Origin of the sequence: Actinomycetospora chibensis (genome assembly GCF_028737215.1) — a bacterium.
GTDB lineage: Bacteria > Actinomycetota > Actinomycetes > Mycobacteriales > Pseudonocardiaceae > Actinomycetospora > Actinomycetospora chibensis.
In genome coordinates, this window is sequence record NZ_JAQZAM010000012.1 from 209963 (window position 1) to 233448 (window position 23486).

The window sequence follows — 23486 nt, forward strand, 5'->3', positions numbered from 1 at the left end:
AACTTCACTCACGTGGTCCGGCTCTCCCTGAGGGCGGCGCGGTAGACGGCGCGGGCGCGGTCGAGGACGGCGCGGTGGTCGGCGAGCTGGCCGTCGCGTCGCTCGGGGTCGAGGCGGCCCTCCTCGACCACCAGGCGCTCCAGGCGGTCGAGCAGACCCAGGCACCACCGCACGTCGGCCTCCCGGACCACGCGCCGGCCGCCCACCTCGACGTGCACCGCCGAGGTGTGGGCGAACACCGGGCGCCCGGGATCCATCGGGTGCGGCCCGCCCCGGGCGCTCGCCGCGAGCCACAGGGGTCCGTCGACGGGGACCTCGACCGTCAGCGCGACGTCGGCACCGTCGACCGCCCGCCGGGCCAGCTCCCCGTCCGGGCCGTGGAGCACGAGCTCCCGCGCCCCGCTGCCCCGCACCCGCGCGCGGACGTCCAGGACGTGGCCGGGGCGGGCGTCGAGCACGGAGCCCGGGCCGGCACCGTCCACGGTCAACATCAGGAACGGCCCGTTCGTCGCCACCGTCCGCCCCGCCCGGACGGCGTCGCGGACCGCCTCGGCCGACACCGGGGCGTCGCCCAGGTCGGCGTACAGGCGCACCCAGCCCGGGGGGTTCGACGCGACGCCCGGGCCGTGGGCGAACGAGAGGAAGACGTCGCTGCCGGCCACGGCCGCGGGGCGCAGGCCGCTGCCGAGCAGGCGGTGGAAGAGCTCCGCGCCCGCCGTGTCGTCGAAGCACGACACCACCTCGAGGCCGTCGACCAGCCCGAGGGCGATGTCGGCGACGAGCTCGCGGGCCTCGACCGTCCGGTGCGGGGCGAGGAACGGGCCGTAGGGGTCGTCGGGATCGTCGCCGAACCCCGCGAACACCGGGTGCGCGTAGGCCACCGAGGCGCCGGCCTCCCGCAGGTCCGCGCAGGCCTCGGCGTTGGGCGGCCAGTCGTGCGCGTGCTCGGTGCCGGGGTGCCCGGTCTGGTACCGGATGGGGGGCCGCGACGGCGCCAGGGCGTGCACGTGCCCGAGGAGGTCGTTGCGGAACTCGACGGACGTGCGCGCCACGGCGTCCCCGGTCCACAGGTCCTCGCCGACGGTGCTCTCGAACAGCACCCGGTCGTAGACGTGCGGGCCGCCGAGGTTGCCGGCGGTGAGGTTCATGAGCTCGAGGCCCTCGCCGCGTTGCATGGCCCGGGCCTGTTCGGGAGCGACGACGAGGTCTCCGGAGTAGTTCAGGTGCACGTGCAGGTCGGCCGAGCGCCAGCCCTCGGCGGCCGGATCGACGAGGCGCTCCGGTTCGAGGTCGACGCTCTCGTCGGAGCTCACGGTCACCGTGGTCCTCACCGCCGCGTACTCGGGGCCCCGGGTGCACGTGACCGTGAACGACCCCGCGGGCACCTCCAGCACCGTGTCCCGGGCGTGGAAGTACGGCCGGTGCGCGCCGTCGTGCTTGGGCGGGACGCCGTCGGGCCACCAGCCGCCGCCGGCCTCGTCGACGACCGACCACCGCGACCACGCCGAGCTCCGCACCCGCAGGGACGCCGCGGGCCGCACCTCGACCGCGCCGGCGACCTCGAGCGCGCCGACCCGCAGCACCGGCCCGTCGACGTCGACCGTCATCACGGCCGCGCCGCCCGCCTCGACCGTCACCGGGGTCCCGGCCACGTCCAGCTCGGCCCCGACGAGGGAGTCCACGACGATGTCCAGGGTCACCGGACGCCCGGCACACGCGAGCCTCGGCGCCCCGACCCGCGGGGTGACGGTGCCGCCGGCGTCGACGTCGAGCACCACCAGCCCCGGAGCGGGCGTGTCCCCGGCGACCCGTCGGATCGCCGCCGGCCAGTCGCCGCCCGTCGTCGCGAGCGCGTCGGCGAGGTCCCCGAGACGCGAGAAGCGCGCGAGCCGGAAGAACTCCGGGAGCTCGTCGTCCCCCCAGCCCCAGCCCTGCTGATCGCGCAGACGCCGGTAGTGGGCGAGCGCCTCGATCGCCGCGGCGGGCAGGTCGAGGACCTGGTCGTCCTGACAACACATCAGCGGACGACGAACCCCGCGTCGACGGGAAGCGCGACGCCGGTGACGTAGCGGGCCTCGTCGGAGACCAGCCAGGCCACGGCCGCGGTGATGTCGCCGGGCTCGAGGAGCCCCACGGGCAGCAGGTTCCCGACGTCGGGCACGTCCCCGGCGGGCGGGTCGGTGAACAGGGCCGCCACCGCGTCGTTGAGCACCATCGTCGTCGCGACGCCCGAGGGATGCACCGAGTTGACGCGGATCGAGTGCGGTGCGAGCCAGTGCGCCCACCCGCGCACGAGCCCGACCAGCGCGTGCTTGCTCGCGATGTAGCCGTCCATCTGGCCGCTGCCGTCGCCGCCGCGCCCGGACAGGCCCATCGACGAGCTCGTGACGACGACCGCTCCGCCGCGTCCCTGCGCGATCATGGTCGGCGCGGCGGCCTGCACGGTGTTCCAGACCCCGACGGTGTTGACGTCCAGCTGGTCGCGGAACGCCTGCGCGGCCGTGACGTGCGGCGACGCCATCCCGATCCCGGCGTTCGCGATCACGGCGTCCACGCCGCCGAGCTCCTCCACCCCGGCCGTGACGGCCTTGCCGATCGCGTCGGCGTCGCGGACGTCGGCGACGTGGGCACTCACCCGCCCGCCCCGCTCGCGGATGCCCGCGACGGTCTCGTCGAGGTCCTCGCGGGTGGCCATCGGGTAGGCGACGCCGTCGAGCGGTGCGCAGATGTCGACGGCGATCACGTCGGCGCCCTCGGAGGCGAGCCGCAGCGCGTGGCTGCGGCCCTGCCCCCGGGCGGCGCCGGTGATGAGCGCGACCTTGCCCGCCTGGCGCCCGGTGCGTTCGGTCATGGTTCGACCGTAGCACCGAGTGGTTGTAAAAAAGAACCAGGCGTCAGACCGGGGTCTTCTCCCCCGCCTCGACGGGCACCGTGACGACGTTGCCCGCCGGCGGCAGCGGGCAGGTCGCGAACGCGCTCAAGGCGCACGGCAGGTTGGTCGTGCGGTTGAGGTCGATCCGCACGGTGCCGTCGGCGGCCGGCACGTCGGTGCTCACGGTGCGCCCGCCGCCGTAGGTCGAGTGCCCGGACGTCCCGTCGCGGAAGTGGAGCTTGAGCTGCTCCTCCTGCCCGGCCAGGGCGACGAGCTCCTGGTCGGCGCCACCCACCGTGAAGCGCACGGTGCCGACGGCCGTCGGGTGGAAGCCCAGGCCGTCGATCACCGTGTCGACGTCGATGCGCTGCGGCGCGTCCCAGGGCTCGAACCGCCCGGTGACGACCCACGACGCGTCGACGGGGAATGCCGGCACCCCGGAGAACCGCTGCCGGGTCGGCGCCTGCGGGTCGCGGACCCGCAGCGCGACGTGCTCCTCGCGACGGATCACCTCGACCCGCCGCTCGCCCACGGTCACGAACACGCCGGGCTTGCCGTCGACGGGCTCGACGCGCGCCGTGCCGTCCACCACGGCGCCGTCGACGACGACGCCGTCCGCGACGTGGGCGGTGATGTCGGCGCCGCCGTCACGCGAACGCCAGGTGCCCGGCAGGTCCTGGTAGGCGAGAGGCTCGCTCACCAGCCAGTGCAGCCCGGTGAGGCTCAGCCACCCGTGCGGAGCGCGCAGGACGTCCTCGCGCTCCGCGTGCCAGGCGGCCCACTCGCCGGCGAGGTCCGTGTCCGCGGCGCCGACCGTCGCCGTCACGCCGAGGTCGCCTCACGGCGAGGCAGCACCCAGCCGGGACGGACGAAGTGGCACGTGTAGCCCCAGGGCTGCTTCTGCAGGTAGTCCTGGTGCTCCGGCTCGGCCTCCCAGAAGGCACCGGCCGGCTCCACCTCGGTGACGACCTTGCCGGGCCACAGGCCCGACGCGTCGACATCGGCGATGGTGTCGCGCGCGACGCGCTCCTGCTCGGGGTTCGTGTAGTAGATGGCCGAGCGGTAGCTGCGGCCGATGTCGTTGCCCTGGCGGTCCCGGGTCGACGGGTCGTGGATCTGGAAGAAGAACTCCAGGATCTCGCGGTAGGAGATCACCTCGTCGTCGAACACGACCTCGACGGCCTCGGCGTGGTCGCCGTGGCGGCGGTAGGTCGCGTTCGGGGTGTTCTCGTCCCCCGAGTAGCCGACCCGGGTGGAGAGGATGCCCGGGCGCTTGCGCAGCAGCTCCTGCGCGCCCCAGAAACATCCACCGGCCAGGATGGCGGTCTGTGTGGCCACTGATGGACCTCCTCGGTCTCGGCGTGCTCACGAGTGAACGCACGTCGGCCGGGCGGTGTTCCGCCGGTCTCGTTCCCCGGCCCTCGGACGTCAGGCCTCGCGGCTGAGCACCGAGCGGAAGCGGACGGGCGCCTCGAGCAGCTCGTACGGTCCGTACTCGCCCTCGCCGTCGAGCGCCAGGGCGTCGCCGGCGCGCAGCGTGTGGCGGGCGTCCCCGTGGCCGTAGACCAGCGCACCCTCGAGGACGTAGAACACGAGACCCCCGGCGTGCCGTTCCGGGGCCTCCTCCAGCAGGGCGGACACGGGCACCGCGAGCGCGTCGGCGAGCCGCGCCAGGGTGGACAGGCTGCACGAGGTCCGGCGGTGCTCGATCTTCGACAGCATCGCCCGGGAGATCCCCGCGCGGGCGGCGAGGGCGCCGTTGGACAGGCCGAGCGCCTCGCGGCGGCGACGGACCTGGGCGGCGACCGTGTCCTCGGGACTCGGTCCGGGCACGGCGCCGGCGAGCGCGTCGCTCATGTCCCCCCGCCCCCGGGCCGAGCCCTCCGGTCCGTCAGCCCACAGCGTCGCGGGACGGGACGTGTCGTGGGTTACGGCGGCGTTTCCGCTCGTCCCCCGACGGGTCGACCGCGATCGGATGACCGGGGGTGACATGCTCCGCACCGTGAGCGAGCAGCGCATCGAGGTCCCCCGTTGGATCGAGGCCGAGCCGGCGACGATCTTCGACGTCCTCCGGGACCCGCACGGGCACGTCGCCATCGACAGCTCGGGCATGCTCATGCAGGCCACGGGCGAGCCGGTGGAGGCCGTCGGCGACCGCTTCACCGTGCACATGGACCGCGAGGCGCTCGGTGACCGTCCCCTCGGGCGCTACGACGTCGACGTCGTCATCACCGTCTACGAGCCCGACCACGAGATCGCCTGGACGATCGAGGGCCAGGCACGCCCGTACATCGGGCACGTCTACGGCTACCGCCTCGAGCCCGTCGAGGACGGCACCCGGGTGGTCTCGTACTACGACTGGTCGTCCATCCACCCCGAGTGGGCCGAGCGCGACATCTTCCCGGTGATCTCCGAGCAGGCGCTCAAGGCGACGCTGGGCATCCTCGCCCGCACCGTCGAGAAGCGCTGACCCCCGGCGGGGTCAGCCCCGCAGGAGGACCTCGGCGCCGACGTCCCAGGTCTCGGTGCGGACCATGAGCTGAACGCGGTCGATCCGGACCGTCAGCGGCAGCCGCGGGGCGAGGGCCTCCTCGGCGGCCCGCAGCGCCGCGAGGGGCGCGGCCCGGCGCAGGCCGACGGTCAGGTGCGGGACGAGCTCGCGCTCCTCGGGCGCCAGGCCGGGGACGTGACGACGAATCCGGTCGGCGATCTCCCGGAACGGCGCGACCGGGTCCGGCGCCAGCCACAGCACCCGCGACCCGAACCACCGCAGCGCGCCGAAGGTGCACCGGAACGGCGCCGTCGGCGCCACCGCCGCGCGCAGGGCCTCGACGGTCGCGTGCGTGACGGCGGCCGGCTCGACGAAGGGGTACACGAGCGTGAGGTGGGGGCCGAGCCCCCGCCGGGCCGTCGGGTCGAGCTCGTCGCGGTATGCCCCGACCAGCGCCTCCGCCCCGGGCACGAGGGCGGCGACCATGGTGCGGCGGGCGTGCGGAGCGAGCGGGACGGCCGCGTGACTCAGGGGTCCAGCGGGGCGAACCCGCCGAACGCGCGCCGCCAGCGGTGCGCGTCGTCGCACTGCCACCAACCGCCGACGGGGTCGTCGTCGGCGACCACCCAGTACATGTCGAGACCGCACGTGGGACAGAACATGCGTGACTGTAGGCCCGGCGCCGGACGGGTCCGCAAGTCGTGCGCGAACCACCGCATCGACGCGCGGGGCCCGGCGAGCTCCTGGGCCGGCCGGAACCCGCTGCGCTCGGCCACCCGCAGCGAGGCGGCGTTGTCGGCGTCGATGCGCAGGACGGCCAGGGTGGCCGTGGTCCGCGCCGCCAGGAACGCGCACATCAGCGCAACGGCCCGCGACCCGAACCCACGACCGCGCCAGGGCGGGAAGACGCTGTAGGACAGGTTCGCCGCGCCGGCCGGGAGCTCGGGCTGCACGAGCTGGACCTCGGCCGTCCCGGCCAGGGCCCCGGTCGCGACGTCCCGGACGCCCCAGGCGAGCTTCGTCCCGCCCCGGTACCAGTCGCCGCGCCAGTCCTCGGCGCGCTCACGGATGTGCCGCTCGGCCGACACCGGGGTCGCCGGGCCGCCCGCCAGCCGCCGGACGATGGCGTCGTCCTCGCCGGCGACCAGCGCCGCGGCGTCGCCGGCGGTCATCACCGCCAGCGTGATCACGCCGTCGGTCAGCATGCGGGCATCCTCGCGCCTACCCGGCCCGCTCCTCGGTGTAGTCCCGGTCCCGCGTGTAGCGGGGCACGCCGTCCCTGTTCTCGCCGGCGTGCGTGTAGACGATGACGGTGACGGCGTAGATCTCGGTGCCGTCGGGCTCGGTGCGGACGAGCTTGCGGCCCCCCACGACCTCGACCTCGGCGGGCGGGCCGCCGTCCGGTCCGGGCGGGCGCTCGACCCCGCCGTCGTAGCGACCCGGGCCGGAGATCACCAGATGCATGCCGGCAGCCTAGGCCCGGTCGTCGTCGAGGAACACGTGCTCCGGGTGGGGATGGCTGAGGAAGTCGTGGTGCGAGATGTCCCAGCCGTACGCCCCGGCGAGCGCGAACACGAGGACGTCGCCCGCGCGCACTCGCGCGACCGGGACGTCGCGGGCGAGGACGTCCTTCGGGGTGCACAGCTCCCCCGCCACCGTCACCCGGTCGTCGGTGACCGACGGTCGGGGCACCGACGGGTCCCACCGCTCGACCGGCAGCACCGTGAACGGGTGGCTGTGCTGCCACGAGACGGGCAGCCGGAAGTGGTGGGTCCCGCCCCGCACGAGCGCCCAGGCCGTGCCGTGGGTGCGCTTCACGTCGAGCACCTCGACGGCGTAGCTCCCGCACGCCGCGGTGAGGTAGCGCCCGCACTCGAACTGGATCTCGCGCCAGTGGGCGGGGACCGAGTCGACCCAGGCGACGAGCCCGCGGGTGAAGCCGTCCCAGTCGAAGTGGTGGGCGGGGTCCTGGTAGTCGATCCCGATCCCGCCGCCGACGTCGAGCACCTTCACGACGACCCCGAGCTCCTTCTCCCAGCCCACGACGGTGTCGCGGTAGAGCCCGAGCATCTCCAGGTGCGTCTCCGCGGAGAGGTTGTTCGACAGCGAGTGCAGGTGGAAGCCCGCGAACCGCACGCCCGGGAGCGAGGTGGCGGCGGCCGTCGCGGCGGGGAGGTCGGCCTCGTCGATGCCGAACTGGGTCGGGCGCCCGGCCATCGCGAGGGTCGCCGACGGGAAGGGGCCCGCGAGGTTGACGCGCAGCAGCACCTCGACCGTCGTCCCGCGGGCCACCGCCGCGGCGGAGATCCGGTGCAGCTCGAGCACGCTCTCCACGTGCAGGCGCGTGACCGCGGCGTCGAGGGCGTGGGAGATCTCGGCCGGCGTTTTGGCCGGTCCCCCGAAGAGGATCGGCGCGGCGGGCGCGACCGCCCGGACCTTGGCGATCTCACCGCCCGAGGCGACCTCGAAGCCGGCGACGATCGGCGCCAGGGCCTCCAGGACCGGGGCGGCGCTGTTGGCCTTCATCGCGTAGTACATGCGGCACCGCGGCGGGAGCGCCGCCACCACCGCGGTGACGTGCCGGCGCAGGCCGTCGAGGTCGTAGGCGAACAGGCAGACGGGCTCGTCGCGGGCCGCCCGGTCGCGGAGCAGGGCGTCGAGCGCGGTCACGGGGCGTCCCGGTCGCCGAGGTCGCGGTGGGGTCCCGGTGGGGTCACGAGCATCAGGTCGCCTCCGGATCGAACCGGTGCAGCGGGTTGGACACCCGGTGCAGGGCCAGCTCGGTGTCGGGCGTGAGCCGCCGGGTGGTCAGCTTCTCGACCTCGAGGGTGGGGGCGAACAGGTCGAACGCCCCGGAGCCGTGCCGCCGGTCGTGGGCCCGGATTCGCGTGGCGACGATCGTCCAGAACTCCGGCTCGTCCATCAGCCCGTGCTCGGCGAGGAACAGCCCGAGCTCGCCGAGGTTGATGAAGAAGAACGCATCGAGCAGGAAGTCGGTCACGAGGGTGGGCTCGTCGGTCTCGACGAACGAGTTCCGGTTGGTGTGGTGTGCCGGCGGCGGGGCGAGCACCGGGGCGTCGTCGGGATCGGCGAGCAGGCGTCGGCAGAACCGGACGCCGTCGTGGAAGTCCTTGAGCGCCACGCGCGCGGGCAGGCCGTCGCGCAGGACCAGCGACATGTTCTGGGCGTGCGACTCGAGCGCGAGCCCGTGCGCCACCAGCAGGTGCACCAGCGGCAGGGCGACGGCGTCGACGAGGGCCTCGACCCACGTCCGGGCGCCGTGCGCGTCGAGCCAGGGCGCGATCAACGGGGCGCCGCCGGTCTCGGTCGTCGTCAGCCCGGTGACGGGGACCGCGCGCTCCCCCTCGTCGAGCTGCGGCGCGAGGCTCGTGCGCCAGATCGCGGCCAGCGCGCCCTCGGTCTCGGCGCGGACCAGCTCCGACGGGGGCGGCGCAACAACGGCGACGCCGTGGACCTCGCCGAGCACGATGACCCGCGCATCCTTGGCGAGGTAGTCGTCGCGCGCCACGATCCGGGCCAGCCAGTCGGAGATCGGGGCGGCGTTGCGCACCGTGTGCGGGGCGAGGCCGCGGGACGTGGAGGTGTTCGTGATCGCGAGCGCGGTCTTGAGGTGGCTGCGCGCCGGGTCGGCGCGGCAGCTCAGGGTGCGGATCGACTGCTGGGGCGAGAACGGCGCGGGGTCGGGGCCGAGGGCGACGAGGCGGCCGTCGGCCAGCAGGTCGGCGAACGCCCGGCGGAGGCGCTCGCGCCACTGCCACGGGTGGACGGGCAGCCACACGTAGTCGGCCGGGTCGCCGCCGGCGTCGCGGACCCGGGCGTCGAAGGACGCCGCCGTCGTCGGACCCAGCTCGGCCCGCGGATCCGGCGGGTCGACGGCCGAGGTGGTGACCTCGGCGACCGACCGGTGCGCGCCGACCCAGAACGGGTGCAGCACCGGGAGGAACTCGGGGCCGTAGGCGAGGTCGTCGTCGAGGTCGAAGCCGATCCGCGACTTGTAGGCCGGGTGGTAGCGGTGCCCGTCGGTGATCAGACCCTCGAGCGCCTCGTGGTCGGCCTCGGCGAGGAGCTGGTCGCGGCCCGCCCGCACGTACTCGGCCAGCACGTCCTTGACGCGCGTCTCCTCGACCTCGACGGCGAAGCGCGCCAGCTGCTCGGGGTGCGCACCGCCGAGGATCGCGGCGCGGACCTCGCCCAGGAACTGCGGCAGCGACGCGGCCTCGGCCACCGCGCCGTCGGCGTCCTCGCGCCGGACCGGCGCCGCCGACAGGCGCACGCGGTCGAACCCGACGGCCCGGCCGGCCTCGAAGAGGTAGCGCACGGGGCGGCCGTCGCGGTCGAGGCCGGCGATCACGTGCTCCCTGCCGTCCGCCGAGCCGTCGGTCGCGACGTCGACCGCACCCTCGTAGACGAGCGAGGCGAGGGTCTGGCGGAACAGACGGCGGCGGACCGCGGTGGCGGTGGGTGCACGCAGCGCGGGCACGAGGACGTCGTCGACCCGATCGGTCATCCGGCGGCCTTCCTGATCGGGTTGGGCAGGTCGACGTAGAGGGGGCTCTCGCCGCGCCCGGCGAAGCGGCTCAGGAGGTTCGCCTTGGCCGGCAGGGCGGGGCTCGTGAGCAGGTCGGCCGCGTACGGAGCGCCCGGCCCGGTGACCTCCGCCAGCACGTCGGCGACCACCCGCCACAGCGCCGGCTCCCCCGGCGGGAGCGCGGCGCCCAGGGCCGCGACCACGCTGGTCAGCCCGTTGACCACCGCGTGGTAGCGCAGCCGCTGCCACGCCTCGTCCTCGTCGTAGACCAGCGGACTCGCCGCGTCCAGGCCGGCGGGGAGGCGCTCGCGGCTGACGTGCGCACCCTCCATGTCCCGCGCCCAGAACCGCGCGGGGACCCCGTCCTCGGTGTGCAGCAGGGTGTTCTGCAGGTGGGCCTCGAAGCCCAGGCCGTGCGCGCCGAAGATCGCCAGCATGGGCACCAGCGCGACCGCGAGGTACGCCCGCAACCAGGCCGCGGCGTCTCCCCCGGCCGCCCGGACCTCGCCGACGAGCGCCGGCTCCCCGCCACGCGGCCCCGGCTCGAGGAGCCCCGCGAGCACGCGCGGGGCAGCGGGGTCGACGACGAACGGGTTCTCGCGGAACAACGTGATCAGGTCCTCCGCCTCGTCCTCCCCCACCGCGGCCGGGTCGACCCCCCGCCACCCGGTCTCGATCAGCACCTCGAACCCCGGCGTCGGCCATCCCGGCCGCAGGGCCGACACCAGCCGGCTCGCGTCGACCGCGCGGCGCGCGTGCTCGACCGGGATGGTGCGCACGAAGTTGGTGATCCGCAGGTGCAGCGGGAGCTTCCACGCGGTCGGGAACGCGGGGTCGCAGACGGTGCGCACCGACGACGTGGGGTAGACGGGTGCCCCGAGGGGACCGAGGTCCCGGAGCCGCCCGTCGGCCAGCAGCGCCGACGTCCCCGGCAGCCCGCGCAGATGCGTGATCTGCCAGGGATGGACGGGGACGACGGGCCAGCCCTCGGGAGCGTGCGCCGCGACCTCGTCGGGGGTCCAGGGGCCGGGCGCGACCCGCTGCTCCACCACGAGGTCGGGGTGGACGGCGAGGTGGTGGCGCCGGAAGGACACCCCGAGCTCGGGGGCGAAGCGGTCCGCGGCCTCGTGGTCGACCCCCTCGATGCTCTTCGGCGCGGGGTGGAAGGGGTGCCCGGTGCGCACGGCCTGCTCGGCGTGCCGGGTCCGGCCGGGGGCGTCCGCCGGCTCCGGGCGGGCCGGGGCGGCGAGGTAGCGGGCCGTGCGGGCGACGCTGGTGCGGATCTGCGCACCCAGAGCCCCCACCCGGTCCGTCGGGGAGTCCCGCGGGTCCGGCAGGGCCGCGTCGAGCAGGGTGAGCAGGAGGTGGACGAACTCCTCGTGCGACACCGGCCGGGTGTGCGCCCCCGTGTCGAGGACGATCTCCTCGCCCCACCGGTGGTGCCCCGACGGCGACCAGCCGGTCACCTCGGCGACCAGGGCGCTGCTCTCCAGCAGGTCGAGGCGCCAGGGCCCCGGCCCGTCGGGCGGGAGCTCGAGCTCCCGCGCCGCCGCGTTGAGCAGCCGCTCGCGCGCGGCGGCCCGGGCCCGGACCACGGCGTCGGCGGGGAGGGACAGCGCGGTCATGGGTCCATCCTCCGACGCCGTCGCTCGCGTCACGCCACCCCGGGTGGGACGCGATCCTGAAGGAGCGTGGGAGAAAGCGCGTGAATGAATTCTCAGCCGTTCAGGAATGCCTCGACGGCGAGCCACACCGCGAACACGAAGAACAGCACCGCGGCGCCGATCCGGATCGCCTTCTCCGGCAGGTTCCGGCCGAGCACCCGGCCCAGGATGATCGCCAGACCGTCGGCCACGACCATGCCGATCGTCGATCCGAGCCAGACCCCCGTGACGCCGCCGGTACCGGGGTACTGGGTGGCGAGCGTGACGGTGGCGAGCATCGTCTTGTCGCCGAGCTCGGCGAGGAAGAACGCGACGCCGACCGACACGAACGCGGAGCGCGTGGTGGCGTTGCCCTTGTCCTTCTCGTCGGCGGAGAGCGAGTCGCCGCGCAGGGTCCACAGGCCGAACAGGACGAACGCGACGGCCGCCGCGAGGGAGATCCAGAAGGTGGGAAGGGTGGCCCCGAGCAGGTAACCGACGCCGACCGAGACCGCGTGGGTGATCGCCGTGGCGGCGGTGATGCCGAGCAGGACGGGCAGCGCGCGGAAACGCGTGGCGAACGTCAGCGCCATCAGCTGGGACTTGTCACCGAGCTCCGCGACGAAGATGACGGCGAAGCTCAGGGCAGCGGCGGCCAGGAAGCCGGTCACGGGGGCGCGCTCCTCTCGGTCGGATCGGACCGAGGGCGCACGCTCCGGCCCGAACCCGTTCAACGGGTCGGTGCCGAAGGTCTCGCCCGCCACCGGTGGAACCGGCGGCCTCCGCGGCCGGACGCAGGGCGTCAGTGTGTCGACCGCGATGTTGGGAGCTACTCCCCTTCGCTGCGATGAACGTAGCACCCGTTCGCCGCGCCCTGCGATTCGCGGTGGCACTCCTCACCGAGGTCGTCGGCGCGAATTCGAGTATTCGGCGTGCCGAAATCACGAATTGGCCCGGGCGGAAACGGCCTCCGGGGAGAAGTGGGCGGTGGTGACGCGCCCGGCGGCCGCGGGCATGATCGTCGTATGGCCACGGTCGAGGAGCTCATGCAGCGCAACCTGCTCGGGGTGTTCAACGAGCGCGACGCCGCGCGGCGCCACGAGGCGATCGCCGCGGTGTACGCCGAGGACGTCCTGTTCCAGGACCCCGAGGGCCTCGTGCGGGGTCGCGACCAGATCGACGCCAAGGTGTCGGCGCTGCTGGACGGCGCGCCGGACTTCGCCTTCCGCCCCACCGCCCTCGTGCGGGTGAGCGGCGACCTCGGGGTGCTCCCGTGGGGCTTCGGGCCCGCGGGCGGCGCGCCCGTCGTCACGGGCACCGACATCGCCCTCGTCGAGGACGGCCGCATCGTCCGGCTGCACACCCTGCTGGACTCCGGCTCCTCCTGACCGCCGCCCCACCATCGGGGAGCATGGGCCGATGCAGCAGGACGGTGAGTGGCCGGCGGGCCTGCCGCCGGTGCGGGCGGTGCCGGCCGAGGAGGTCCGGGCGGCCCTCGCCGGGACCCCGACGGTCGTGGTCCTCGACGACGACCCCACCGGCACGCAGACCGTCCGCGACCTCCCGGTGCTCACCCGCTGGAGCGCCGGCGACGTCGACTGGGCCCTCGCGCAGGGGGCGCCGGCGTTCTTCGTCCTGACCAACACCCGCAGCCTCGCCCCCGACGACGCCGCGGCGCGCACCCGCGAGGTCGTGCGGACGTGCCGGGACGTCGCCCGGCGCCGCGGCGTCGAGGTGATCGTCGCCAGCCGCAGCGACTCGACGCTGCGCGGGCACTTCCCGCTCGAGACCGACGTGATCGCCGCCGAGGTCGGCGCCGACGCCGTGGTCCTCGCGCCCGCCTTCCCCGACGCCGGCCGGATCACCCTGGACGGCGTGCACTGGCTGGCCGACGGCGACACGCTGGCCCCGGTGGCCGAGAGCGAGTTCGCCGCCGACGCCACCTTCGGCTACCGCCACTCCCGCCTCGCCGACTGGGTCGCGGAGAAGAGCGGCGGGGCGATCCCGGCCGACGACGTCGCCGAGGTCGGCCTCGGGAGCCTGCGCGCCGGGCCGGTGACGCTGCCCCGGGCCCGGGTGATCGTCCTCGACGCCGTGGTCGACGACGACCTGCGCGCCGGGGTGCTCGCGATCCTCGCCGCCGAGCGGGACGGCGCACGGTTCGTCTACCGCATGGGCCCGTCGTTCGTCCGCGCCCGCGTCGGCCAGGGTGGGCAGCCGCCGATCGCCGACGCCGACCTCCGTGACGCCGTCGGCACCGGCCACGGGCTCGTCGTCGTCGGCTCGCACGTGGCCCGCACGAGCCGCCAGCTCGAGCGCCTCGGTGCGCGGCGGGAGCTGGCCCGCGTCGAGATCGACGTCCCGACGGTGCTGGACTCCGACGATGCGCACCTCGACGACGTGGTCGCGCAGGTCGCGGACTCCCTCGAGCACCGCACCACCGTGCTGAGCACCTCGCGCACGCTCGTGACCGGTCGCGACGAGGCCGAGAGCCTGGAGATCGCGCGCCGGGTCAGCGCCGCGCTCACCGGGGTCGTCGGGCGGGTCGCCGGACCGGACTCGGCCGCGAGCCCGCCGGCCTACGTCCTCGCCAAGGGTGGGATCACGTCCTCGGACGTCGCGACCGGGTCGTTGCGGGCCGACCGGGCGTGGGTGCGCGGATCGCTGCTGCCGGGGATCGTGTCGCTCTGGGCGCCGGCGAGCGGGCCGCCCCTGGTGGTGTTCGCCGGGAACGTGGGCGGCGAGGACGCGCTCGCCGACGTCGTCGACCGCCTCGAGGAGGCCGCATGCGCGTGATCGTCACCGGCGGGGCCGGGTTCCTCGGGACGCTGCTGTGCCGCCGCCTGCTCGCCGGGCCGGTCGGGCTCGGCGGTGCGGCGCCGGCCGACGTCACGCGGCTCGTCGTCGTCGACCTCGTCGCGCCCGCCGACGACGTCGCCGCCGACCCTCGGGTGGAGCACATCGAGGGCGAGCTCAGCCGGACCCTCGGCGACGAGGCGGACGCCGTCTTCCACCTCGCGGGGGTCGTCAGCGGCGCCGCCGAGGCCGACTTCGACCTGGGCATGCGCACCAACCTCGACGGCACCCGCGCGGTGCTGGAGTACGCCCGTGGCCACGCGGTGCCTCCGGTGCTCGTCTTCACGAGCTCGCTCGCGGTCTTCGGCAGCGATCCGGCGATCGGGCCGGTCGGCCCCGTCGACGACGACACCCTGCCGCGCCCGCAGTCCAGCTACGGCATCCAGAAGTTCGTCGGCGAGCAGCTCGTCGCCGACTACACCCGCAAGGGCTTCGTGCGCGGCCGGACCGTGCGGCTGATGACGGTGTCGGTGCGCCCCGGCCGTCCCAACGCCGCGGCCTCGAGCTTCCTGTCCGGGATCATCCGCGAGCCGCTCGCCGGCGAGCGCGCCGCGTGCCCGGCGCCCCCGGACATGCCGGTCGCGCTCTCCTCGCCACAGCGCACGCTGGACGGCGTCCTCCGGGCCGCCGAGGTGGACGACGCCACCTGGGGCAGCCGGACGGCGATGAACCTCCCGGCGCTGACCACCACGCCGCGCGAGATGACAGCGGCCCTCGACCGCGTCGCCGGGCCGGGCACGAGCGCGCTCGTCGACTGGGTCGAGGACCCGGCCGTCGTCGCCATCGTGGGCAGCTGGCCGTCGCGGTTCGAGACCCGGCGCGCGGCGGCGCTGGGCCTGGCCGCGGACGCGTCGTACGACGAGATCGTGCGCGCGTACCGGGGCGGCTGAGCCCGCGTCCCGCAGCCACGGGACGCGGGCCCAGATCCGTCAGAGGTGCGGCCCGTCAGAGGTGCGGCCCGTCAGAGGTGCGACAGCACCGCGTCGGCGGTGGAGACCTCGTGGTCCGGCGGGGCGGCCTCGACGTCGATCCAGGTCAGGGTGCCGTCGTCGATGATCGCCGCGTAGCGCGACGACCGGACGCCCAGCCCGAAGTCGGACGCGTCGATGCTCAGGCCCATCGCCGTGGCGAAGAGCGCGGCACCGTCGGCGAGCATGATCACGCTGTCGCCGACCCCCTGGTCCTTCGCCCAGGCGCCCATGACGAACGGGTCGTTCACCGACACGCAGACGATCCGGTCGACGCCCTTGGCGCTGATCTCCTCGGCCTTGGCCACGAAGCCCGGGAGGTGCGCGTCGCTGCAGGTGGGGCTGAAGGCGGCGGGCACGCCGAACAGGACGGTGCGGCCCGTCCCGAAGAGCTCGCCGGAGCGCACGGGGTTGGCGCCGTCGGCGCCGACCGTCGCGAGCGGCACGTCGGGGATCTTGTCTCCCACTGAGATCATTCGTTCAGCTCCTTCTGGGGAACGGCCGGTCGTCGTCGGGTGTCCGAGTGACGGTTCGTCCTCGCCGACGACCGGGTTCACACTGTCGTCCCCGGACCTCCGGCGGAAGGGCCCGCCATGGGCAGGATCGTGCTCTACATGTGGATGTCCCTGGACGGATTCGTCACCGGCCCGGAGGACGGGCCCGATCAGGGCCTGGGGATCGGCGGGGAACGGCTGCACGAGTCCCTCGTCCTCGGTGCGGGCGACGACCCGGCCACCGCCCGCAGCGACGACGACGTCGACGCCCTCGTGCTCGCCGAGGCGATGGCCACCGGCGCGGTCCTCACCGGCCGGCGGACCTTCGACCACGCCGGTCACTGGGGCGGCGACCACCACGACGGCGTCCCGATCATCGTGCTGACCCGCTCCGTCCCGGACGCGCCCGCTCCGGGCCACGCCCGCTACGTCACCGACGTCCGGGAGGCCGCGGCAGCGGCCCGGGAGGCCGCGGGCGAGCGGGACGTGCTGCTGCACGGCGCCGAGGCGGCCCGGGCGTTCCTGCGGGCCGGGGAGCTCGACGAGCTGGCGCTGCAGGTCGTGCCCGTCCTGCTCGGGCAGGGGCGGCGTCTCTTCGGCGAGGACATGCCCGCCGAGCTCGTCGAGCTCGAGCCGATCCGCACCCTCGTCGGGCCGGGGACGGTGGCCCTGCGCTACCGCGTCACGCGAGCTCCCCGAGAGCCCTGACGACGAGGGCGTCGTCCCCCGTGTCGAGGCCGTGCACCACGGCGTAACAGGGGCCCACGCGCCGCCAGTCGCGGGCGCGAGCGGTCAGGTCGGCACCGTAGGCCTCGATCACGGCCGGGGCGACGCCGGTGTCGAGCAGCAGCCACTCGAGGTCCTTGGCCGGGTCGCCGGCGCGGGCGTCGCCCCAGTCGATGACGCCCGTGAGCTCACCGTCTCCGACGAGGACGTGTTCGGCCCGGAGATCGCCGTGGACGACGGCGTCGGCCGGCGCCGCCCGCAGGCGTTCCAGCGCGGCGCGCAGCCGGCGGTCGTCGGGCAGGCGGGGTGCGACGTCGGCCTCGAACCGCGCGACCGACCGGTCCCGCCACCCGCGGGCCGTGGCCGGGTCAGGGAGCCCGTGCGCCACGGCCGCGTCGACGGAGACGTCGTGCAGCGCGCGCAGGAACGCCCCGAGCCGCCGCCCCTGGTCGGCCGACGGGGCGTCGAGCGCCGACCCGGGCACCCATGTGTGGCGCACGGTCAGCGGCGTCTCGCCGACCACGACCGGCCGGGGCACGGCGAGCGGGAGCCACGCCGCGAGCCACGGCAGAAGGCGCGCCTCGCGCCGCAGGCCCGCCTCGGCGGCGGGGCGCCGGGCCGTGCGCTCGACCCACCTTCCGTCGACCAGGACGGCGTCGGAGTCCCAGCCCGACCCGATCGCCACGCGCTCGGCCGGGCCCACGGCGCTCAGGAGACGGTCGTCGGCGCCGATCTCACTTCTTCGCCCCCTTCTTCGGCAGATAGAGGTCGGTGAGGGTGCCTTCGAAGGCCTCGGCAGCCATGCCGATGGTCTCCGAGAGCGTGGGGTGCGGGTGGATCGTCAGGCCGATGTCGGCCGCGTCGGCACCCATCTCGATGGCCAGGGCGGCCTCGGCGATGAGGTCCCCCGCCGCGGGGCCGACGATCCCGGCGCCGAGGATCCGGTCGGTCTCGGTGTCGAAGAGGACCTTGGTCGAGCCCTCCGAGCGCCCGAGCGAGAGCGAACGCCCGGACGCCGCCCACGGGAAGGTCCCCGAGCCGTACGACAGGCCGCGCGCCTTCGCCTCGGTCTCCGTGACCCCGACCCACGCCACCTCCGGGTCGGTGTAGGCGACCGACGGGATGCAGCGGGCGTCGAAGGCGCTCTTGTGCCCGGCGGCGACCTCGGCGGCGACCTTGCCCTCGTGCACCGCCTTGTGCGCGAGCATCGGCTGGCCGACGACGTCGCCGATCGCGAAGACGTGCGGGACGTTCGTGCGCATCTGCGCGTCGACCCCGACGAAGCCGCGCTCGTCCACCGAGACCCCGGCGGCGTCGAGGTCCAGTGCGGCGCCGAGGGGACGGCGCCCGACGGCCACCAGGACGGCGTCGAACGTGTCGGTCTCCGGTGCCTTCTTGCCGTCGAACGACACCACCAGCCCGTCGTCCGTGGCCTCGACGGCCGTGACCTTGGTGGAGAGGTGGATGTCCTCGTAGCGCGCGCCGATGTGCTTGGCCAGCGGGCCCACGATGTCCTTGTCCGCGCCGGGGATGAGCTGGTCCATCAGCTCGACCACGGTGATCCTCGAGCCCAGCTCGGCGTACACCGTCGCCATCTCGAGGCCGATGATCCCGCCGCCGAGGACGAGCAGGCGCCCGGGCACGTCGGCGATCTCGAGTGCCGAGGTCGAGTCGAGCACGCGCGGGTCGTCGTGGGGCACGAACGGCAGGCGGACCGGCTCCGAACCCGCGGCCACGATGACCTGGTCGAAGCCGACCACGGTGGTGGCGCCGTCGGGCGCGGTGACCTCGAGGCGGTGGGGCGAGAGGAATCGTCCCGACCCCTGCAGCGTCGAGACCTTCCGCTGCTTGGCCAGGCCCTTCAGCCCGCCGGTCAGCCGGCCGACGACGCCGTCCTTCCACGTGCGGAGCTCGTCCAGGTCGATCTCCGGCGCGCCGAACTTCACCCCGTGCCCGCTCATCTCCTTGGTCTCGGCGATGACCTTGGCTGCGTGCAGCAGCGCCTTCGACGGGATGCAGCCGACGTTGAGGCAGACGCCGCCGAGGCTGTCCCGGGCGTCCACCACCAGGACCTCGAGCCCGAGGTCGGCGGCCCGGAACGCGGCGGTGTAGCCGCCAGGGCCCGCCCCGAGGACGACGAGCCCGACGTGGCGGTCCGCGTCACCGACCGCGCCGTCGTCGGCGGCCGCCGGCGCGGACCGGTTCCGGGACGGCGCCCGCTCCGAGGCGCCCGTCTTGGAGGCGGGCGCCGGCGTCGACGGCGGTCCCGCAGCGCCACCCTCGGACGGCGTCACGACCATGATCGGCGTGCCGCGCGAGACCGTGTCGCCGACCGCGACCCGGATCTCGGTGACCGTCCCGGCGGTCTCGGCCGGGACGTCCATCGTGGCCTTGTCGGACTCGAGGGTGAGCAGCGGCTCGTCGAGGGCGACCTCGCTGCCCACGGCGACGTGGACCTCGATGACCGGGACGTCGGTGAAGTCGCCGATGTCGGGGACCTCGACCACGATCTCGTCGGCCATGGCGTACTCCTCTGCGGGGGACGGGACTTCGGTGGCCTCCGGCCATGTGAGCACTTCGGAGTGCTCCAGCACCCCGAAGTGCTCACATGCGCGGAGCGCACCTACAGCAGCAGACGGCGTTCGTCGCCCATGGTGTGCGCGAGGTGGCGGGTGAAGCGCGCGGCCAGGGCGCCGTCGATGACACGGTGGTCGTAGGACAGGCACAGCGGCAGCAGGGTGCGCGGCACGAAGGCCTCGCCGTCCCAGACCGGCGCGACCCGCGAGCGCACGACACCGAGGATGGCGACCTCGGGCGCGTTGACGATCGGTGTGAACGCCGTGCCGCCGATCCCGCCGAGGCTGGAGATCGTGAACGTGCCCCCGCTCATGTCGTCGGCCGTGAGCTTGCCGTCGCGCGCCCGCGCCGACACCTCCCCCAGCTCCTTGGACAGCTCGACGATGCCCTTGCGGTCGACGTCACGGATGACGGGGACGACCAGGCCGCCCGGGGTGTCGACGGCGACGCCGAGGTGGAAGTAGCGCTTCATGATCAGCGCGTCCTTCTCGGGCGTGAGCGAGCTGTTCAGCGTCGGGTAGGCCTTGAGTGCCGAGACCGACGCCTTCATGAGGAACGCGAGCAGCGTGACCCGGTAACCCTCGGCCTTGCCCTGGGTGTCGAGCTCCTTGCGGAAGCGGTCGGTCTCGGTGATGTCGGCGTCGTCGTTGTGCGTGACGTGCGGGACGTTCAGCCACGAGCGGTGCAGGAACGGGCCGGAGATCCGCGTGATCCTCGACAGCGGCTGCGTCTCGACCGGACCGAACTTCGAGAAGTCCTGGGCCGGGACCTCGGGGATGCCCGAGCCGCCGGACGGGGCCGCCGCCGGCGCCGCGGCGGGTGCCTGCGCGGGGCCGCGGACATAGGCCAGCAGGTCGGACTTGGTGATCCGTCCCTTGGGGCCGGTGGCCGGCACCTGGTCCAGGTCGACCTCGAACTCGCGGGCCAGCTTGCGCACGCTCGGGCCGGCGTGGACGGGGAGCCCGGAGCCGTTGCCCGAGCCGTTGCTCGCGCCGTTCGAGGAGGCGGCGGGCCCCGCCGCCGGAGCGGAGGCCTTCTCCGTCGGCGGCTCCTGCGCCGTGACCTCGGCGTCGGCGGCCGCGGGCGCGTCCTTCGGCACCGGAGCAGCCGACTCCGACTCCGGGGCCTCGGCCGGGCCGTCCTCCGTGGGCTCGCCGTCGGCGGCGTCGAGCCGAACCACCGGCGTGCCCTGGCTGACGGTGTCGCCGACCGCCACGAGCACCTCGGTGACGCGCCCGGCGTGCGACGACGGCACGTCCATCGTCGCCTTGTCGGACTCGAGGGTGGCCAGCGGATCGTCGACGGCGATCACGTCGCCGACCGCGACGTGGAGTTCGATGATCGGGACGTCGGTGAAGTCGCCGATGTCCGGGACCGAGACCTCGGTTGTCGAATCAGCCGATGCAGTGGGGGCCGTCATGGGATGCCTCGCGGTCTCGTCGATCTCGTCGGGGGTCAGGCGTGCGCGGGCGCGGGGCGCTCGGGGTCGATGCCGTAGCGCTCGATGGCCTCGGCGACCTTCTCGGTCGGGACGGCTCCGTCGCGGGCCAGGGCGGACAGCGTCGCGACCACCACGAAGCGCCGGTCGACCTCGAAGAAGTCGCGCAGCGCCTTGCGGTAGTCCGAGCGGCCGAAGCCGTCGGTGCCGAGCACGACGAAGCGGCGGTCGCCCACCCACTCCCGGATCTGGTCGGGGAAGGCCCGCATGTAGTCCGTCGCCGCGACGACGGGTCCGGCCGGGCGGTCGGCCAGGCACTGCTCGACCCAGGAGAGCCGGGGCGTCTCGGTGGGATGGAGCATGTTCCAGCGGGCGACGTCGATGCCGTCGCGCCGCAGCTCGGTGAAGCTCGGCGCGCTCCACACGTCGGCGACCACACCCCACTCGTCCTCGAGCATCTCGGCGGCGGCGATCACCTCGCGCAGGATCGTCCCCGAGCCCATGAGCTGGGCGCGCGGCTTCTGCTTGGCGCGGCTCTTCCGGGCTCCCGCCCCGACGGCCGGCGTCCCCTCCCGGAACAGGTAAAGACCCTTGACGATCCCCTCCTCGACGCCCTCGGGCATCGCCGGGTGGTGGTAGTTCTCGTTCATCAGGGTCAGGTAGTAGAAGACGTCCTCCTGCTCGGCGTACATCCGCCGCAGCCCGTCGGCGATGATCACGGCGACCTCGTAGGCGAAGGTCGGGTCGTAGGACACGCAGTTGGGGATCACCGACGAGTGCAGGTGCGAGTGGCCGTCCTCGTGCTGCAGGCCCTCGCCGTTGAGGGTCGTGCGCCCGGCGGTGCCGCCGAGCAGGAACCCGCGGGCGCGCAGGTCCCCCGCAGCCCAGGCGAGGTCGCCGACGCGCTGGAACCCGAACATCGAGTAGTAGATGTAGAACGGGATCATCGGGACGTCGCTGGTGGAGTACGCCGTCGCCGCCGCGATCCACGAGGACATCGCGCCCAGCTCGTTGATGCCCTCCTGGAGCAGCTGGCCGTTCTTGTCCTCCTTGTAGAACATCAGCTGGCCGGCGTCCTCGGGCGTGTAGAGCTGCCCGACCCGGGAGAAGATCCCGAACTGGCGGAACATGCCCTCCATGCCGAACGTGCGCGACTCGTCCGGGACGATCGGCACCACGTGCTTGCCGATCTTCTTGTCGCGCAGCAGCGTGTTGAGGACGCGGACGAACGCCATCGTCGTGGAGTTCTCGCGGTCGCCGGATCCGGCGAGCTGGCCGCCGAAGGCGGAGAGGTCCGGGACCTCCAGGGCCTCCGACGTGCGGCGGCGCGCGGGCAACGAGCCACCGAGCGCCTCGCGGTGCTTCCGGAGGTAGATCCCCTCCTCGCTGTCGGGCTCGAAGCGCAGGTAGGGCAGCGACTCCATGTCCTCGTCGGCGATCGGCAGGTCGAACCGGTCGCGGAAGATGGTGAGCTGCTCGCCCGCCATCTTCTTCTGCTGGTGGGAGATGTTCTGGCCCTCGCCGGCCTCCCCCATCCCGTAGCCCTTGACGGTCTTGGCGAGGATCACGGTGGGACGGTGCGGCTCGTCCACCGCGGCCGAGTAGGCCGCGTAGATCTTCGACGGGTCGTGCCCGCCGCGCGTCAGCGCCCAGATCTCCTCGTCGGTCCAGTCCTCGACCATGGCCGCGGTCTCCGGGTAGCGCCCGAAGAAGTGCTCGCGGACGTAGGCGCCGTCCCTGGACTTGAAGGTCTGGTACTCGCCGTCGACGGTCTCCTCCATGAGCTGGTGGAGCTTCCCGGTGGTGTCCGCGGCGAGCAGCTGGTCCCAGCGGCTCCCCCAGATGACCTTGATGACGTTCCAGCCCGCGCCCCGGAAGAGGCCCTCCAGCTCCTGGATGATCTTCCCGTTGCCGCGCACCGGGCCGTCGAGGCGCTGGAGGTTGCAGTTGACGACGAAGATCAGGTTGTCGAGGTGCTCCCGCCCGGCCAGCGAGATCGCGCCCAGCGACTCGGGCTCGTCCATCTCGCCGTCGCCCAGGAACGCCCAGACGTGGCGGTTCTCGGTCTCGGCCAGCCCCCGGCCCTGCAGGTACTTCAGGAAGCGGGCCTGGTAGATCGCCATCAGCGGGCCGAGGCCCATCGAGACGGTCGGGAACTGCCAGAAGTCCGGCATCAACCACGGGTGCGGGTACGACGACAGTCCGCTCCCGTCCGCCTCCTGGCGGAAGGAGTCCATCTGCTCCTCGGTGAGGCGGCCCTCGAGGAACGCGCGCGCGTAGATGCCGGGCGAGGAGTGCCCCTGCATCATCACGAGGTCGCCGCCGTGGTCGGCCGAGGGCGCGTGCCAGAAGTGCTGGAAGCCGGTGTCGTAGAGCGTCGCCGCCGACTGGAAGCTCGCGATGTGGCCGCCGAGCTCGGAGGACTCCTTGTTCGCGCGCAGCACCGTCGCGACGGCGTTCCAGCGGATGGCCGAGCGGATGCGGTGCTCCACCGCGCGGTCACCCGGGTGCGGGGGCTCGTCCTCCACCGCGATCGTGTTGACGTAGGGCGTCGTCGCCGAATAGGGCACGGGCGCGCCGGCCGCGCGGGCCTGGGCGATCAGCTCGTCGAGCAGGTCGTGGGCGCGCTGGGGTCCCTCCACCGCGAGGACCGACTCGAGCGCCTCCCGCCATTCGTCGGTCCCGGTCGGGTCCTGGTCGTCGTCAACCATGCGCGCAAGTCCTGTCAGTGCTCGTGGGGTGTGCGGGGAGTGCTCACGTGGCGCCGAACCGTCATCCGTCCCCGGAGACCCCACCCGGTCGGGGACCCTGCGTCAACCGCCGTTTCGAGCACCGGAAGGTCCGGCGTACGGGTGGCGATGTCACGGCCGGG

General features: G+C 74.1%; 22 protein-coding genes. 5 read left to right on the forward strand and 17 right to left on the reverse strand.

Going from position 1 to position 23486, the window contains the following annotated elements; genetic code table 11:
* Positions 1 to 8 precede the first annotated feature (8 nt).
* From PH189_RS19700 to PH189_RS19720, 5 genes are all read right to left on the reverse strand, one after another.
* Positions 9 to 2018, reverse strand: a complete 2010-nt coding sequence (locus PH189_RS19700; protein ID WP_274190520.1) for a CehA/McbA family metallohydrolase — start codon at positions 2016 to 2018, stop codon at positions 9 to 11.
* On the reverse strand, positions 2018 to 2851 hold the full coding sequence (locus PH189_RS19705; RefSeq protein WP_274190521.1) for a mycofactocin-coupled SDR family oxidoreductase: 834 nt from the start codon (positions 2849 to 2851) through the stop codon (positions 2018 to 2020). The genes PH189_RS19700 and PH189_RS19705 overlap by 1 nt, the downstream gene beginning before the upstream one ends.
* 43 nt (positions 2852 to 2894) lie before the next feature.
* Positions 2895 to 3698: a DUF1684 domain-containing protein gene (locus tag PH189_RS19710; protein WP_274190522.1), complete on the reverse strand. Its 804-nt coding sequence runs from the start codon at positions 3696 to 3698 to the stop codon at positions 2895 to 2897.
* Complete coding sequence (gene msrA / locus PH189_RS19715) at positions 3695 to 4210, reverse strand: peptide-methionine (S)-S-oxide reductase MsrA (protein WP_274190523.1); 516 nt, start codon at positions 4208 to 4210, stop codon at positions 3695 to 3697. The genes PH189_RS19710 and msrA overlap by 4 nt, the downstream gene beginning before the upstream one ends.
* A 90-nt stretch (positions 4211 to 4300) precedes the next feature.
* The gene (locus PH189_RS19720) at positions 4301 to 4729 is read right to left on the reverse strand and encodes a helix-turn-helix domain-containing protein (RefSeq protein ID WP_274190524.1); all 429 of its coding nucleotides are present in this window, start codon (positions 4727 to 4729) and stop codon (positions 4301 to 4303) included.
* Between the two features lie 145 nt (positions 4730 to 4874).
* Here PH189_RS19720 and PH189_RS19725 point away from each other — a divergent pair, with 145 nt between their 5' ends.
* The gene (locus tag PH189_RS19725) at positions 4875 to 5342 is read left to right on the forward strand and encodes an SRPBCC family protein (protein WP_337994171.1); all 468 of its coding nucleotides are present in this window, start codon (positions 4875 to 4877) and stop codon (positions 5340 to 5342) included.
* A gap of 12 nt (positions 5343 to 5354) precedes the next feature.
* Here PH189_RS19725 and PH189_RS19730 read toward each other — a convergent pair whose 3' ends face one another.
* The 7 genes from PH189_RS19730 to PH189_RS19760 form a co-directional block, all read right to left on the reverse strand.
* Positions 5355 to 5849 (reverse strand): 2'-5' RNA ligase family protein, encoded by a 495-nt coding sequence (locus tag PH189_RS19730; RefSeq protein WP_274190526.1) that lies wholly within the window; start codon positions 5847 to 5849, stop codon positions 5355 to 5357.
* A 41-nt stretch (positions 5850 to 5890) separates the two neighbouring features.
* Positions 5891 to 6568, reverse strand: coding sequence for a GNAT family N-acetyltransferase (locus tag PH189_RS19735; RefSeq protein WP_274190527.1), 678 nt, complete (start codon positions 6566 to 6568; stop codon positions 5891 to 5893).
* 16 nt (positions 6569 to 6584) lie between these two features.
* Positions 6585 to 6827 carry a hypothetical protein gene (locus tag PH189_RS19740; protein WP_274190528.1) on the reverse strand — a complete coding sequence of 81 codons (243 nt, stop codon included), beginning with the start codon at positions 6825 to 6827 and terminating at the stop codon, positions 6585 to 6587.
* A gap of 9 nt (positions 6828 to 6836) precedes the next feature.
* Positions 6837 to 8033 carry a type III PLP-dependent enzyme gene (locus PH189_RS19745; protein ID WP_274190529.1) on the reverse strand — a complete coding sequence of 399 codons (1197 nt, stop codon included), beginning with the start codon at positions 8031 to 8033 and terminating at the stop codon, positions 6837 to 6839.
* A 52-nt stretch (positions 8034 to 8085) separates the two neighbouring features.
* The gene (locus tag PH189_RS19750) at positions 8086 to 9891 is read right to left on the reverse strand and encodes an IucA/IucC family protein (protein ID WP_274190530.1); all 1806 of its coding nucleotides are present in this window, start codon (positions 9889 to 9891) and stop codon (positions 8086 to 8088) included.
* Positions 9888 to 11537, reverse strand: a complete 1650-nt coding sequence (locus PH189_RS19755; RefSeq protein WP_274190531.1) for an IucA/IucC family protein — start codon at positions 11535 to 11537, stop codon at positions 9888 to 9890. Before PH189_RS19755 ends, PH189_RS19750 begins: the two co-directional genes overlap by 4 nt.
* 92 nt (positions 11538 to 11629) lie before the next feature.
* Positions 11630 to 12226 carry a TMEM165/GDT1 family protein gene (locus PH189_RS19760; RefSeq protein ID WP_274190532.1) on the reverse strand — a complete coding sequence of 199 codons (597 nt, stop codon included), beginning with the start codon at positions 12224 to 12226 and terminating at the stop codon, positions 11630 to 11632.
* 354 nt (positions 12227 to 12580) lie between these two features.
* Between PH189_RS19760 and PH189_RS19765 the strand changes: the two genes are divergently transcribed.
* The 3 genes from PH189_RS19765 to denD are packed head-to-tail and all read left to right on the forward strand — an operon-like array spanning position 12581 to position 15301.
* A complete protein-coding gene (locus PH189_RS19765; RefSeq protein ID WP_274190533.1) occupies positions 12581 to 12943 on the forward strand; it encodes a nuclear transport factor 2 family protein in 363 nt (120 codons plus the stop codon).
* Between the two features lie 31 nt (positions 12944 to 12974).
* Positions 12975 to 14351 carry a four-carbon acid sugar kinase family protein gene (locus PH189_RS19770; RefSeq protein ID WP_274190534.1) on the forward strand — a complete coding sequence of 459 codons (1377 nt, stop codon included), beginning with the start codon at positions 12975 to 12977 and terminating at the stop codon, positions 14349 to 14351.
* Positions 14342 to 15301 (forward strand): D-erythronate dehydrogenase, encoded by a 960-nt coding sequence (gene denD / locus PH189_RS19775; protein WP_274190535.1) that lies wholly within the window; start codon positions 14342 to 14344, stop codon positions 15299 to 15301. The genes PH189_RS19770 and denD overlap by 10 nt, the downstream gene beginning before the upstream one ends.
* A gap of 71 nt (positions 15302 to 15372) precedes the next feature.
* Here denD and PH189_RS19780 read toward each other — a convergent pair whose 3' ends face one another.
* Positions 15373 to 15855, reverse strand: a complete 483-nt coding sequence (locus tag PH189_RS19780) for a peroxiredoxin (protein WP_274190536.1) — start codon at positions 15853 to 15855, stop codon at positions 15373 to 15375.
* 117 nt (positions 15856 to 15972) lie between these two features.
* Between PH189_RS19780 and PH189_RS19785 the strand changes: the two genes are divergently transcribed.
* A complete protein-coding gene (locus PH189_RS19785) occupies positions 15973 to 16581 on the forward strand; it encodes a dihydrofolate reductase family protein (protein WP_274190537.1) in 609 nt (202 codons plus the stop codon).
* Here the strand turns inward: PH189_RS19785 and PH189_RS19790 are convergent.
* The 4 genes from PH189_RS19790 to aceE form a co-directional block, all read right to left on the reverse strand.
* Complete coding sequence (locus PH189_RS19790) at positions 16556 to 17302, reverse strand: phosphotransferase (protein WP_274190538.1); 747 nt, start codon at positions 17300 to 17302, stop codon at positions 16556 to 16558. The genes PH189_RS19785 and PH189_RS19790 overlap by 26 nt on opposite strands.
* A 31-nt stretch (positions 17303 to 17333) precedes the next feature.
* Positions 17334 to 19121: a dihydrolipoyl dehydrogenase gene (lpdA, locus tag PH189_RS19795; RefSeq protein ID WP_274190539.1), complete on the reverse strand. Its 1788-nt coding sequence runs from the start codon at positions 19119 to 19121 to the stop codon at positions 17334 to 17336.
* Between the two features lie 101 nt (positions 19122 to 19222).
* Positions 19223 to 20596 carry a 2-oxo acid dehydrogenase subunit E2 gene (locus PH189_RS19800; protein WP_274190540.1) on the reverse strand — a complete coding sequence of 458 codons (1374 nt, stop codon included), beginning with the start codon at positions 20594 to 20596 and terminating at the stop codon, positions 19223 to 19225.
* 35 nt (positions 20597 to 20631) lie between these two features.
* Entirely contained in the window at positions 20632 to 23325 is a 2694-nt protein-coding gene (aceE, locus tag PH189_RS19805) for a pyruvate dehydrogenase (acetyl-transferring), homodimeric type (protein WP_274190541.1), read from the reverse strand.
* Positions 23326 to 23486: the final 161 nt, after the last annotated feature.